Origin of the sequence: Pseudomonas sp., from assembly GCF_035512415.1 — a bacterium.
In the GTDB taxonomy this organism is placed as follows: domain Bacteria; phylum Pseudomonadota; class Gammaproteobacteria; order Pseudomonadales; family Pseudomonadaceae; genus Aquipseudomonas.
Map to the genome: position 1 here is coordinate 484,340 of NZ_DATKDZ010000013.1, position 14,253 is coordinate 498,592.

The window sequence follows — 14,253 nt, forward strand, 5'->3', positions numbered from 1 at the left end:
AGCCGCGCCGCGGCGATATCAAGTCAAACCGGGGTCAGCGGGAAGAACCAGGGAATCACAAAGCTGGCCACCACCCACAGCAGCAGGTTGAGCGGGATGCCGACCTTCATAAAGTCGGTAAAGCGGTAACCGCCGGCGTTGTAGACGAAGGTGTTGGTCTGATAACCGATGGGCGTGGCGAAGCTGGCGCTGGCGGCGAACATCACCGCGACGACAAAGGCGCGCGGGTCGACGCCCAGGTGCTGGGCCATGCCGATGGCAATCGGGGTTACCAGCACGGCGACGGCGTTGTTCGACAACACCTCGGTAAGGATCGAGGTGAACAGGTAGATAAACGACAGCATCAGCAGCGGCCCGGCCCACGGCATCAGGCTCATGACATTGCTGACCATCAGGCTGACCAGACCGACCTTGTCCATGGCGATACTGATGGCCAGCATGCCGAAGATCAGGCTGAGGATTTTCCAGTCCACCGCCTTGTAGGCGTCTTCCACATCCAGGCAGCGGGTGGCCAGCACAGTAACTGCGCCGATGATCGCCAAGCCCTCGATCGGCATCACGCCGAAGGCCGCCAGGACCATCACCGCCATGGTGGCGATGATCGCAATCGGTGCCTTGTCGCGGCGGAAGGCGCGCTCCTGCACAGCGTTGAGGCTGATCAGCTCGCCGTTGTCGGCAAAGCGCTTGATTTGCGTCGGCGTGCCTTCCACCAGCATTACGTCGCCGAACTGCAGTTCGAAGTCATCCAGGTTGCCCTGGATATTCTCGTCCTGACGGTGCACGGCGAGTACGGCAATGCCATAGCGCGCGGTAAGGTCGAGGTCGCGCATCGGCCGATGGCTATAGCGCGAGTTACGCCCGACTATCGCTTCGGCGAGGATTACGTCGTGGCTGCTGATGGTTTCGAAGGCATCGCTGCGGTTGAAGATCAGGTGGCCGCTTTCGCGCAGCTCCACCACATCCTTGACCTGGCCGTGCAGCACCAGACGGTCGCCGCTGGCCAGTAGGGTGTCGGCGGCTGGTTCGGTGAGCTCCAGCTCCTCGCGAAACAGCTTGAGCACCAGCAGGCCACTGCCGCCGTTGAGATTGGCTTCGTGCAGGGATTTGCCGATCACCGGCGAGTCGTGGGGCACCAGCAGCTCGGTCATAAAGGTGCGGTCCAGGTCCGGGCGCAGCTGCTTGGACAGAGTCTCGCGCTCTGGCAGCAGATGGCGGCCGATGGTCAGCAGGTAGAGCATGCCCACCGTCGCCAGGATCAGCCCGGCACCGGTAATTTCAAACATGCCAAAGGGCTCAAGGCCAGCTTTGCGCGCTACGCCGTCGACCAGAATATTGGTCGAGGTGCCAATCATGGTCAGGGTGCCGCCGAGAATGGTGGCGTAGGACAGTGGGATCAACAGCTTCGACGGCAAGGTTCCGGCGCGCCGCGCCAGGGAAATCGCCACCGGGGTGAGAATGGCCACCACCGGGGTGTTGTTGAGGAAGGCCGATATCACCAGTGCGGTAACGGTCAGGCCGGTCAGCACGCGGATCGGGCTGGTGCCGACCAGATCGCCCAGCCAGTTGCCCAGGGCGTCGATGCAACCGGTGCGCTCCAGCGCGGCGGACAGCACGAACATGCAGGCGATGGTCACCGGTGCAGAGTTGGACAGCACGCTGAGTACTTCGGCGGGGCTGAGCAGTTGGCTGATCAGCAGGGCGGCCACGGCAATTGCCGCGACGATGTCCGGGCTCCACTTCTCGCGCACAAAGGAGTACAGCAGCCAGACCAGCAGGGCGGCTACGAAGAGCAGAGGCAGGGGCAGTGAGTCCCAGAACATTGAAATCCTTAACGCGCGAATCTCGTAGGAGGTATCAGGCACGCCAGATTCAGACGCGGCGGCCACGCAAGGCGGAGAAGATAAGGGTTGCTGCTTAGAGAGTCTAAGAATGTTTGGAAAGGTTTATATGCCTTTTCGGATTAATAGATAAGGCTGTACCGACGGCTCTACCGCGCACTGTGCCTGTGCACGGCTATGGGGGCGGATTAGGCTCAAGGCTTTATCGAGTGGGTGGGTGATATGCGACAGCTAGGCATTCTGGGTGGTATGAGCTGGGAGTCCACGGCGAGCTATTACCGCCTGCTCAATCAAGGTGTGCGCGAGCAGTTGGGCGGCCTGCACTCCGCGCCCCTGCTGCTGCATTCCGTGGACTTTGCCGAGATCGCCGCGCTGCAGCAGCAGGGCGACTGGTCGGCTGCCGGGCAGATACTGGCGCAGGCAGCCCAGGGTCTTGAACGCGGCGGGGCGACGGCCCTGCTGCTGGCCACCAACACCATGCACAAGGTGGCACCGGCCATCGAGGCGGCGGTGGATATTCCTCTGCTGCATATCGGCGATGCCGTTGGCCAGGCTCTGCAGCGTCAGGGCGTGCGCCGTGCAGCCCTGCTCGGCACGCGTTTTACCATGCAGGAAGACTTCTACCGTCAACGCCTGGCTGAGCGCTTCGCCATTGAGGTGATCATCCCGGACGTGGCGCAGATGGCGGAAATCGACCGGGTGATCTTTGCCGAGCTGTGCCAGGGCCAGTTTTTGCCGCAGGCGCAGGCGTTCTATCTGGACTGTCTGCGCACGTTGCAGGAACGGGGTGCCGAGGTGGCCATCCTCGGCTGCACCGAAATCGGCTTGCTGCTCGATGGCCTGGATGCGCCGCTGCCGCTGCTCGATAGCACCGAGCTGCATGTGGCCATGGGGCTGGAGTGGCTGCTGGGTGGTTCGTAGGTTGGGTTGAGCTTGCGAAGCCCAACAGGGAGCGCATAGCGCTCCGCCCGGCTATCGTTGGGCTTCGTCGCAGGCTCCTCAACCCAACCTACGACGAACACCAGGTACGGCAGTTCGTAGGGTGGATGACGCTCTATCCATCCACCGGGGCAGTTGGTGGATGAAAAAGGCGTCATCCACCCTACGGCTCTGTTCAGGAAGAACAGCTGATCTCCAGATGCTTGCCCCACTCCGGCGGACGCTGGGCGTAGCGTTCGAAGCCGGGTTGTTCATCGAAGGGCTGTGACAGCACCTGATGCAGTTCGCGCACCGGGGCGTAGTCGCCCTGCTCGGCGGCTTCGATGGCCTGCTGGGCCAGGTAGTTGCGCAGGATGTACTTGGGGTTGGCCGCGTGCATGCGGGTGCGGCGTTGCGCCTGGTCGTCGCCCTCCTGGGCGCTGCGCGCCAGGTAGTCGGCGGTCCAGGCGTCGAAACCGGCCAGGTCGGTAAAGTCGTCACGCAGGCGCGCCACGGCGTGCACTGCCGAGCTGTCGCCCAGCTCACGGAAGAACAGCGTGTAATCCACCGCGCTGCTCTGCATCAGTTGCAGCAGGCGTTGCACCAGGGCTTCGTCGCCTTCATCGGCGCTGAGCAGGCCCAGGCGCTTGCGCATCAGGTCGAGGTAATGGGCCTGGTACAGCGGCAGAAACAGGCCAAGGGTTTCGCGCAGCGCCTCTATCTCCACCAGCGGCACCAGGGCCTGACCGAGGGCGGCGAGGTTCCACTGGGCGATGGGCACCTGATTGCTGAAGCTGTAACGGCCGGTGTCATCGGAGTGGTTGCAGATATGTTTGGCGTCGAAATCATCGAGAAAGGCGTAAGGGCCGTAATCGAAGGTGATGCCGAGGATCGACATATTGTCGGTGTTCATCACCCCGTGGCAGAAGCCGTAGGCCTGCCAGTAGGCGATCATCGTGGCGTTGCGCTCGATGATCTCGCGGAACATCGCCAGATACGGCTGCTCCTGCTGCAGGCAGTCGGCGTAGTGGCAGTGCAGCACATGCTCGGCCAGTTGCCTGAGCTGCTCATGCTGCTGGGTGTAGTAGAAGTATTCGAAGTGGCCGAAACGCACATGGCTGGGTGCCAGGCGCAGCACCATGGCCGCGCTTTCCTGCTTCTCGCGCCACACCGGGGTGCTTGAGCCGGTCACGCACAGTGCCCGCGAGCTGGGGATGCCGAGGGCGTGCAGGTGTTCGCTGGCGAGAAATTCGCGGATTGATGAGCGCAGCACCGCGCGGCCGTCGCCCATGCGCGAGTAGGGCGTCTGCCCAGCGCCTTTCAGGTGCAGATCCCAGTATTCGCCAGCGTTGTTAACTACCTCACCCAGCAGCAGGCCACGGCCATCGCCCAGGCGCGGGTTGTAGCCGCCGAACTGATGGCCGGAATAGACCATGGCCCGCGGCTCGGCCGTGCTCCACAGCTTGTGTCCGGTGAAAATCTGCGCGAACACCTCGCTATCGGCCTCGGCCGGGTCGAGGTCGAGCAGCGCCATGGCGGCGGGGCTGGCCACCACCAGGCGCGGCTCGGCGATGGGCTCGGGCAGTACCTCAGTCGAAAAGGCATCACCAAGACGGGTGAAGCGATTATCGAAGGTTAGCTCGGTCAACGACTTCAAGGCAGGACTCCAGGCAGTGACGCCGCCGGGCCAAGGCTCGGCGGCGGGTGGTCGGTGGCCCCGTTCTGCGCGCTGTGCGAGCGCCAGGCCCGCTATTTACAGGGGATCGGGCGTGGGTTCGGTGGGCGTGGTCGGTGTGATCGGGTCCTGCTCGGTGCTGGGTTGCTCGACCTGGGTGGTCTGGCCAGTACCCAGGTTGAGCTCCAGGCCCTGCAGGTTTTTCACCATGACCTCGACCTGATTGAAGGCCATCTCGACGTTGTTCTCGCGGAAGCTCAGGGCGATGCGGGTGAGAATTTCATCCGTGGAGGCATTGCGGTCGGCCAGTTCGCGCACATGGAAACGCAGTTCGTAGTCGAAGGTGCTGGCGCTGATGGTCAGGAAGAACAGCAGCGGCTCGGGATCGCGCAGCACCCGCGGGTTTTCCGCGGCGGCCTGCAGCATCAGCTTGCGGGCCAGCGCCAGGTCGGTCTCGTAGGCCACGCCGATCTTGATGATCACCCGGGTAATCGTATCGTTCAGCGACCAGTTGACCAACTGGTCGGTGACGAAGGTCTTGTTCGGAACGATGATTTCCTTGCGGTCGAAATCGGTGATGGTGGTGGCGCGGATGCGGATCTTGCTCACCGTGCCGGACAGGTTGCCGATGGTCACCACATCGCCGATGCGCACCGGGCGCTCGAACAGGATGATCAGGCCGGAGATAAAGTTGGCGAAGATCTCCTGCAGGCCGAAACCCAGTCCCACCGACAGCGCGGCTACCAGCCATTGCAGCTTGTCCCAGCTGACCCCCAGGGTCGACAGGGTAACCACGAAGCCGATGGCGACGATCAGGTAGGAGAGCAGGGTGGTGGTGGCATAGGCGCTGCCTTGGGCCAGGCTCAGGCGTGACAGCACCAGCACTTCGAGCAGGCCGGGCAGGTTGCGCGCCAGGGCCACGGTGATGCCGACGATGACCAGCGCGCCGATCACATCGCTGAGGCTGATCGGTACCAGGCTGGCCGTTTCGCCCGTGCCGCTGCTGTATTCGTAGAGGCTGATGTTGTCCAGGTAGGAAAACACCGATATCAGATCGGCCCAGACCCAGTACAGGCCGACGATAAAGCTGCCGAGCAGGGCCAGGCGGATCAGGCGCAGCGACTGCTGGTTGACCTGTTCGATATCCAGGGTCGGTTCCTCGACCACGGTTTCCGTACCTTCGCCGCCGTCCTTGCTCTGCGCCTGGCGCTTGACCATGGCACGCTGGTAGGCCAGGCGGCGTGCCGCAACGCCCAGGCCGCGGACGAAGGTGGCCTCGATGATCAGCCAGATCATCAGCAGATAGAGGGTGGTGATCAGGCGGTCGCTGAGCTTGAGGGCGGTGTAGTAGTAACCGAAGCCCACGGCGACGATCAGGGCCAGGGGCAGCAGGCTCAGGGCAATGCCGATCAGCATGCGGAAGGGCGAGGCATGTTCGCGGGCGGGGCCGCTGAGCAGCAGTTTGTGCAGCAGCCAGACCATCAGGGCGTAGCAGCTGAGTACCACCGCCAGGCCGATCACATCGTCGCCGAGACTGGCCGGCTGATGCCCGGCGATGGTAACCACCGCCACCAGGGCCATGACCACCAGCCCCAGGCGGCGAACCTGGCGGTGCAGGAAGGCGACCTGGCTGCGCCCCCAGCGGAAGTGCAGTTCGGCCACGCCGCCGTCGGCGAGGATGCGGTACACGGTATAGAACACCAGCCAGGCCTGGGCCATCTGGAAGAAGGCAGCCCCCAAGTTGGCGTTCTGCCCGCGGGCGTCCATCTGCAGGGCGAAGCCGCATAGCGTCAGGAACAGGGTGCCGGGCAGCGCCAGCAACAGGTTGAGGAGGATCGCCATAGGCGTGTGCAACTGGCTGTCGCGTTTGAAGTGGCCGACGTCCTGGTGGTACTCGCCGAGCTTGCGGTACAGGTAGCCGCGTCGCCACAGCAGCACGGCGATCAACAGCAACAGCGGCAGGAACAGCAGCGGCCGCTCGATCAGGCCGGCACCTAGCTGGCGCAGATTGGAGCCCCAGGGCAGCTCGGCAATCTGCCGCTCCAGCAGGCGCGGTACCGACTTGAACCACTCCAGGTCCAGCGGCTTGTTGCTGGGAATCCAGAACATCTGCTCGTCGAGGGTGGTACGCAGGGCCTGGGCGGTGCTTTGCAGCTGCTTCTGGTTCAGCTGCAGGGTGATTGATTCGTTAAGCAGGGCATTCAGTTCGCGATTGAGGCGGTCGATCAGTTCGCGGCGGGTGGCGAAGATGTCCAGCAGGTCGGCGCGTAGATTCTGTACTTCTTCGATATCGACCTGCTGTGCCAGCAGTTGATCGACATAGGTGCTGGGGTTGCTGATGCTTTCGCGCTGCTGGTTGAGTTCGAATTGGTACAGGCGCAGGTCGGCGATCTGATCGGGCAGCTTGCTGTCGATTTTCAGGGTCGGCAGCGCCTGCTGCTGCTGATAGAGGATGCGCGACAGCAGCAGGCTGCCCTGCAGCACGCTGATCTGCTCCTCCAGGGCCTGGTCGCTCTGGTTGAGACTGTCGAGCTGCTGTTTGGTCTGCAGGTTTTCTCGGGTCAGCTGGTTGAGGCGCTCGGTGGCGCGCAGCAGGTAGTCGGAGAGTTTCAGGTTGGCTGCGCGCTCCCGTGCCAGCAGGGTGCTGGAGCCGGCCTTCTCGGCCTCGCGGGATTGTTCCTCGACGGTCTGGGCGGACAGCGCGCGGCGCTTTTCATTGATCAGGGTTTGCAGGTCGAGCAACTCCTGCTCGACGCGCTTGATGCGCTCCTCGAGCAGGGCGCGGCGGCTGTTGCCGAGGTCCTGCAGGGCGCTGTTGCCGGCCAGCTCCTGGCGGCGCAAGTGGGTCTGGGCTTCCAGTTTGACCAGCTCGGCGCTGAGCAGGTCGCGGCGTTCGCTGGTCAGCGGCTTGCTGCCGTCGCGACCGCTCTTCAGGATGTTGTTGATTTCCTGGCTGCGGGTCTGGTTGCCGCTGATCTCGGCCTGGGCGCGTTCCGGGCGGGTTTGTGCGGTGATAACCAGGCTGTTGGCTTCGACGATCTGCTTTTGCCATTCGCTGAGCTGGGTGTTGCGCTCGGCCAGCAGCTGTTCGAGTTGCGTCAGTGGGCTATCAGCATAGCGCTGGTCGACCTGGGTGGGCTGGCTGGCCTTGAGGCGTTCGAGCTCGCGCTGGGCTTCGCCGATCAGGCGTGGGGCTTGCTCAAGCTGCGTTTTGAGGTCGCTCAGGCGCTGCTGGCTGTCGGCCTGTTCGGTCAGCCACTCCAGGGTCTTTTCCAGGGTCTGCTTGAGCGCCTGCTGTTCGGCCTCGGGCAGTTTGCGCTCGGCCAGGCTGTCCAGACTGCGCTGGATATCAGCGCTTTTTGGCGGCTCGGCGGCCTGCAGCCAGGGAGCGCAGAGGGACAGCCCGAGCAGGGCGATGACAAGGTAGGCGCGTAAAGAGGGCATGATGGAGATCGTAGGGCTCGAAAAGAAGCTGAGTTTAGAGGAACAGCCCGGGTCCCGGGCGACTACCTTCGGGGAATCTGACGCCGACCTTGCGCACCTTGTTCCCTTCCATTGCCGCAACGGTCCAGGTCAGGCCTTGCCATTCGACCTGGTCGCCGATCACCGGCGAGCCGCCAATCTTGTGGGCGATAAAGCGGCCCAGGTGCAGCTGGCCTTCGGCACCTTCCAGTTTCAGGCCATAGAGTGCGGCGATGGCCGCCAGTTCGGCATCGCCTTCGAGGACGAAATCGCCGAAGAAGCGCAGATCCTGGCCGCGGGTCGGGGCCTGGCTGAACAGCTTGCCGAGGCCGGGCAGGTCGTGTTCGTGGCCGACCACGCAGAGCAGGTCGCCGGCTTCCAGGGTGGTACTACCGGAGGGATGCAGTAGCTCCTTGCCGCGAAACAGCGCGGCGATGCGCGTGCCTTCAGGCATCTTCAGCTCGCGCAGGGGCGCGCCGATGCACCACTTCTCCGCACCGAGGCGGTAGATAAACAGTTCCCACTGGCTGGTCGGGTGCACGTCCAGGCCGGCGCGCGACACCGGGGCCGGCTCCGGCGGTACGGTGACGCGCAGCCGTTTGGCTGCCCAGGGTAGGCTGGTGCCCTGCAGCAGGAGGGAGACCAGCACAATAAAGAAGGCCACGTTGAAGAACAGCTGGGCGTTCGGCAGGCCGGCCATCAGCGGGAAGACCGCGAGAATGATCGGCACCGCGCCACGCAGGCCCACCCAGGCGATAAAGGCGCGCTCGCGGTCATGGAATGCCTTGAATGGCAGCAGGCCGATGAAAATCGACAGCGGCCGGGCGAACAGGATCATCCACAGCGCCAGGCCCAGAGCCGGCAGGGCAATTGGCAACAGTTCATGGGGGGTAACCAGCAGGCCGAGGACCAGGAACATGCCGATCTGCGCGAGCCAGGCCAGGCCGTCGAGCATATGCAGGATGCCGTGGCGCGAGCGGATCGGCTTGTAGCCCAGCAGCAGGCCGCACAGGTAAATCGCCAGAATGCCGCTGCCGCCAACCGCGTTGGTTACGGCAAAGATAATCAGCCCGCCGCTGACCACCAGCAGGGGATACAGCCCGCCCGGCAGCTCCATGCGGTTGACCAGCTTGAGCAGCAACCAGCCGCCACCCAGGCCGAACAACGCGCCGATGCCAAATTGCAGCAGCAGTTGCAGCAGCAGTGCCCAGTCCAGGCCATTCTGGCCGCTGGCGAGGATGGCGATCAGGGTAACAGTGAGGAACACCGCCATCGGGTCGTTGCTGCCGGACTCGATTTCCAGGGTGGCGCTGACCCGCTCGTTAAGGCCGCGCCCGCCGAGCAGGGAAAATACCGCGGCGGCATCGGTGGAGCCGACGATGGCCCCGATCAACAGACCTTCCATCCAGCTCAGCTTGAACAGCCAGGCCGCCGCCATACCGGTCAGCCCGGCGGTGATCAGTACGCCAACCGTGGCCAGCGATAAGGAGGGCCACAGGGCCACGCGAAAGCTCGATACCCGGGTGCGCATGCCGCCGTCGAGCAGGATGATGGCCAGGGCCAGGTTGCCCACCAGATAGGCCAGGGGGTAGTTGTCGAAGACGATACCGCCGGGGCCGTCGGTGCCGGCGAGCATGCCGACGCCGAGAAAGATCACCAGAATCGGGATGCCGAAACGCGAACCGAAGGCGCTGACCAGAATGCTCATGGCCACCAGCATTGCCCCGATCAAGAACAGGTTGTTGATGGCAGTGGCGTCCAAGTGTGGCTCCGGGCAAAAACGAGGGGATGCGCTATGCATGGCGCATGCCATCGATTCTAACCTTTGCCTTCACCGGCCTGTCAAAAAAACGCCCCGCGTTCAGCGGGGCGTCAGATGGCAGGTGTAATGTCTGCTCCAGGTCTAGAACCTGTTTACGATCTTGCGAGCTAGAGCCATGCAAGGCAAAAACAGGCGAGGAAGCGGAGTGTACTTCTGTACATGAGCATTCCGAGCCTGTTTTTAACGCAGCAGGGCCGACGCGCAGCTGATCGTAAGCAGGTTCTTAGAACCAGGCGTCCTGCATGCTTAGACAGGTATCGTCGCGGGCTTCGAGGATGGCCAGGTCGTGATGGCAGCCCGGCACTTCCCAGGTGAGGAAGTAGCGTGCGGCCTGCAACTTGCCCTGGTAGAAGTCGGCATCGGCGGCGTTATTGAGTCGAGCGAGGCCTTCTTCAGCACGGATCGCCTGTTCCAGCCAGCGCCAGCCGATCACGGTGTGGCCAAACACTTTCAGGTACAGCGCCGAGTTGGCCAGGCCCTGGTTGACCTTGCCGCTCATCAAATCGCCCAGCAGCGCCAGGGTCACCGTTTGCAGGCGCGCCAGCAGTTGCTCCAGCGGCTGGCGCAGGGCGGTCAGCGAGGTATGGGTTTCGGCGCGCTGGCAGGTGCCGTGGATCAGCTTGAGCAGCTGCTTGAGCGCCGCGCCGCCATTCATCGAGACCTTACGCCCGAGCAGGTCGAGGGACTGGATGCCGTGGGTGCCTTCGTGGATCGGGTTGAGGCGGTTATCGCGGTAGTACTGCTCCACCGGGTAATCGCGGGTATAGCCGTGGCCGCCGAGAATCTGGATCGCCAGCTCGTTGGCCTTGAGGCAGAACTCCGATGGCCAGGATTTGACGATCGGGGTGAGCAGATCGAGCAGTTCCAGGGCGATACGGCGCTCGTCTTCAGTCGCCAAAGTCTGGGTGTCGTCGAACAGCCGCGCGGCGTACAGGCCGAGATCGAAAGCGCCTTCTACATAGGCTTTCTGGGTCAGCAGCATGCGCCGCACATCGGCGTGCTCGATGATCGCCACCTGGCTGGAGGTCGGGTCCTTGCCATCCGGCAGGCGGCCTTGCGGGCGCTGGCGGGCGTAGTCGAGCGAGTACAGGTAGCCGGCGTAGCCGAGCATCACCGCGCCCATGCCGACGCCGATGCGCGCTTCGTTCATCATCTGGAACATATAGGCCAGACCCTGGTGCGGCTTGCCCACCAGATAGCCGACGCAGTCGCCGTTATCGCCGAAGTTCAAGGCGGTAGAGGTGGTGCCGCGCCAGCCCATCTTGTGGAACAGCCCGGCCAGGACCACGTCGTTGCGCTTGCCCAGGCTGCCGTCATCGTTAACCAGAAATTTGGGCACGATAAACAGGCTGATGCCTTTTACCCCGGCGGGGGCGTCCGGCAGTTTGGCCAAGACCATATGCACGATGTTTTCCGACAGCGGATGGTCGCCACCGGAGATAAAGATCTTGTTGCCCTTGAGCCGGTAGGTGCCGTCGTCTGCCGGTTCGGCGCGGGTGCGGATATCCGACAGTGATGAGCCAGCATGCGGCTCGGTCAAGGCCATGGTGCCGAAAAAACGCCCGTCGATCATCGGCTGCAGAAAGCGCTGTTTCTGCTCATCACTGCCGAAAGTCTCGATCAGGTTGGCCGCGCCCATGGTCAGGAACGGGTAGGAGGTGGTCGCCGCGTTGGCCGACTGGAAGTGGGCGAAGCACGCCTGCGAGAGCAGGTTGGGCAGCTGCATACCGCCGACATCGAACTCGCGGGTGGCGTTGAGGAAGCCGGCTTCGAGGAAGGCGTCCACCGCCGGTTTGACCTCGGGGATCAGCACCGCTGCGCCGTCGACATACTCCGGCTCGTGCTCGTCATTCTTGCGGTTGTGCGGGGCAAACAGGTTTTCCGCGATGCTGCGCGCAGTGTCGATGGCCGCGTCAAAGGTTTCGCGGCTGTGCTCGGCAAAGCGCTCGCGCTGGGTCAGGCCTTCGGCGTCCAGCACTTCGTAGAGCTCGAAGGCCAGGTTGCGGGAACTGAGCAGGGACTCGGACATGGGTGTACCTCCGGTTGCGATGCCTCGAGTCTAAGCAGCCGCGTGCGCCGCTCCCAGCACTATCAATAAGCGTGATAACGGGGCGTTGGGCAGGGGCGGTCGAGTAGGGTGGATGACGCTTTATCCATCCACCAGATCGCGATGGTGGATGAAAAAGACGTCATCCACCCTACGAGGTTACGCAGCAAAGGTTGTACTTATTGGATAAAACCCTGAGCCAGCTCGCGGGTCAGTTCGGCAGCGCCGACGCTCTTGCAACCGCTGACATTCTGCCCGGCCCAGAGCGGCGAGAAGTCGCCGCTGCCCTGGCTTTCCGCCAGGCTGCGCAGCGGCGCAATGGCTGCAGTCGCCAGGGGAAAGGCCGGTGCCAGTGGGCTAAGTGGGCCCAGCTCACGCATCAGCCGATTGACGATACCCCGCGCCGGCCGGCCGCTAAACAGATTGGTCAGGGCCGTGTGCTGCGCGGCCGGGCTGTGCAGGGCGGCGCGGTGGAGGGCGCTGGTGCTGGCCTCATTGCAGCACAGGTAGGCGGTGCCGATCTGCACCCCGGCCGCGCCGAGGGACATGGCCGCGCGCACCCCGGTAGCATCGGCAATACCGCCGGCGGCGATTACCGGCAGGCGCACGGCCTGGACGATCTGCGGCAACAGAGCAAAGGTGCCGAGCTGGCTGCTCAACTCATCGCTCAGGAACATGCCGCGATGGCCGCCCGCTTCCAGGCCTTGGGCGATGATCGCGTCCGCACCGTTGGCTTGCAGCCACAGGGCTTCCTCCACGGAGGTTGCCGAACTCAGCACCTTGGCTCCGCAGCCCTTGACCCGCGCCAGCAGCTCGGCCGAGGGCAGGCCGAAGTGAAAACTCACCACCGCCGGACGGAACTCATCAAGCAGGTCGGCCATTTCGGCACTGAATGGCAGGCGCCCGGGGCCGCTGGCGATAGTTGCCGGGTCGATGCCGAGCTCGGCGTAGTAAGGGCTTAGTGCCTCGCGCCAGGTTGCTTCGCGGGCAGCATCGGCGGCTGGCGGGGTATGACAGAAAAAGTTCAGGTTATAGGGCTTGCTGGTTTTCTCGCTCAGCGCCTGCAGCTCCTTGCGCAACCCGGCCGCGTCGAGCATGGCGCAGGGCAACGAACCCAGCGCGCCGGCATTCGATACAGCAGCGGCCAAGCCATGCAGCTGCACGCCGGCCATCGGTGCCTGAATCAGGGGCAGCTCGATGCCCAGTAGGGTTTGCAGTGACATGACGGTTCTCCCTAGCAGGCTGTTGAAAAACTACCTGCGTTGGTAATCCTGCGTTAAAAACGGCCTCACAGCCGTAAGGCTGAACGCGCTTTAGCGCGGCCACGAAGGGGTGAGCGAAGCGAATCAAATGCTCATTTACAACACGTAAACTCCGCTTTTGACTCACTATGTTCGCCCTTCGGGTCAGCCTGCGGCTGTTACTCCGCTGCGCTACGTTTCGGCCGTTTTTGTGGGGCCGCCATCGGTATTGCCTTACCTGCCTCGCCTACGTTTTTCAACGGCCTGCTGGCCAGACGAATCAACGGCCACCGTACTGATCCATCTGGCGCATGGCAAATGCCGCCGCCCTGTGGCCCTGTTAAACTGCCCGGCCACAGGAGCCCGCCCCGATGAACTACCGCCACGCCTTTCATGCCGGCAACCATGCCGATGTGCTGAAACACTATGTCTTGAGCCGTCTGATTGCCCTGTTGTCGCGCAAGGAGGCACCGTTCGCCTACCTCGACAGCCATGCTGGCATCGGTCTGTATGACCTGCGCGGCGACCAGGCCAGCCGTACCGGCGAGTGGCTGGAAGGTATCGCCCGGTTGTGGCAGGCCACGGATGTGCCGGACCCGCTGCTGGATTATCTGGAAGTGATCCGCGCGATGAACCCCTATGGCGAGTTGCGTCATTACCCGGGCTCGCCAGAGCTGGCGCGCCTGCTGACGCGCGAGCAGGATTGCCTGCACTTGAACGAGAAACACCCGGAAGACGGTCGCCTGCTCAAGGAAAACATGCGCGGTGACCGCCGCGTCGCGGTGCACCTGGGCGAGGGCTGGCACGTACCGCGTGCCTTGCTGCCAACCCGTGAGAAGCGCGCGCTGCTGTTGATTGATCCGCCATTCGAGCAGGTGGATGAGATGGAGCGCTGCGCCCAGTCCCTCAGCGAAGCCATCGGCCGCATGCGCCAGGCGGTGGTGGCGATCTGGTACCCGATCAAGGATCTGCGTCAGCTGCGCCGTTTCTATAGTGACTTACAGAAGAGCAAGGCACCCAAGCTGCTGCGTGTGGAGCTCTACGTGCACTCCACCGATGAAGCCGCGCGGCTGAACGGCTCCGGCCTGGTAATCAGCAATCCGCCATGGGGGCTGGAGGATGAACTCAAGCAGATCCTGCCGTGGCTGTCCCAACTGCTCGGGCAGAGCCAAGGCGGTTGGCGCATGGATTGGTTGATTGAGGAAAAGCCGGCTGGCTAGCTGATAGGGCGGGTATCGCCAAGCGATACC

8 protein-coding genes are annotated in these 14,253 nt (G+C 63.5%); 2 read left to right on the forward strand and 6 right to left on the reverse strand.

All coding sequences use genetic code 11. From position 1 onward, the window contains the following. Positions 1-23 precede the first annotated feature (23 nt). A complete protein-coding gene (locus VMP31_RS07830; protein ID WP_325505752.1) occupies positions 24-1,820 on the reverse strand; it encodes an SLC13 family permease in 1,797 nt (598 codons plus the stop codon). Between the two features lie 240 nt (positions 1,821-2,060). On the opposite strand from VMP31_RS07830, the gene VMP31_RS07835 reads away from it, so the two are divergent. After that, positions 2,061-2,759 (forward strand): aspartate/glutamate racemase family protein, encoded by a 699-nt coding sequence (locus tag VMP31_RS07835; RefSeq protein ID WP_325505754.1) that lies wholly within the window; start codon positions 2,061-2,063, stop codon positions 2,757-2,759. Between the two features lie 193 nt (positions 2,760-2,952). Here VMP31_RS07835 and selO read toward each other — a convergent pair whose 3' ends face one another. From selO to VMP31_RS07860, 5 genes are all read right to left on the reverse strand, one after another. Further along, a complete protein-coding gene (gene selO, locus VMP31_RS07840) occupies positions 2,953-4,413 on the reverse strand; it encodes a protein adenylyltransferase SelO (RefSeq protein WP_325505756.1) in 1,461 nt (486 codons plus the stop codon). A gap of 96 nt (positions 4,414-4,509) precedes the next feature. Further along, positions 4,510-7,875 carry a mechanosensitive channel MscK gene (gene mscK, locus VMP31_RS07845; protein WP_325505758.1) on the reverse strand — a complete coding sequence of 1,122 codons (3,366 nt, stop codon included), beginning with the start codon at positions 7,873-7,875 and terminating at the stop codon, positions 4,510-4,512. Positions 7,876-7,909: 34 nt separating this feature from the next. Further along, on the reverse strand, positions 7,910-9,655 hold the full coding sequence (locus tag VMP31_RS07850) for a potassium/proton antiporter (RefSeq protein WP_325505760.1): 1,746 nt from the start codon (positions 9,653-9,655) through the stop codon (positions 7,910-7,912). 283 nt (positions 9,656-9,938) lie between these two features. Continuing rightward, the gene (locus VMP31_RS07855; protein ID WP_325505762.1) at positions 9,939-11,744 is read right to left on the reverse strand and encodes an acyl-CoA dehydrogenase; all 1,806 of its coding nucleotides are present in this window, start codon (positions 11,742-11,744) and stop codon (positions 9,939-9,941) included. Positions 11,745-11,941: 197 nt separating this feature from the next. Further along, positions 11,942-12,985 carry a nitronate monooxygenase gene (locus tag VMP31_RS07860; RefSeq protein WP_325505764.1) on the reverse strand — a complete coding sequence of 348 codons (1,044 nt, stop codon included), beginning with the start codon at positions 12,983-12,985 and terminating at the stop codon, positions 11,942-11,944. Between the two features lie 389 nt (positions 12,986-13,374). Here VMP31_RS07860 and VMP31_RS07865 point away from each other — a divergent pair, with 389 nt between their 5' ends. After that, positions 13,375-14,223, forward strand: a complete 849-nt coding sequence (locus VMP31_RS07865; protein ID WP_325505766.1) for a 23S rRNA (adenine(2030)-N(6))-methyltransferase RlmJ — start codon at positions 13,375-13,377, stop codon at positions 14,221-14,223. Positions 14,224-14,253 lie beyond the last annotated feature (30 nt).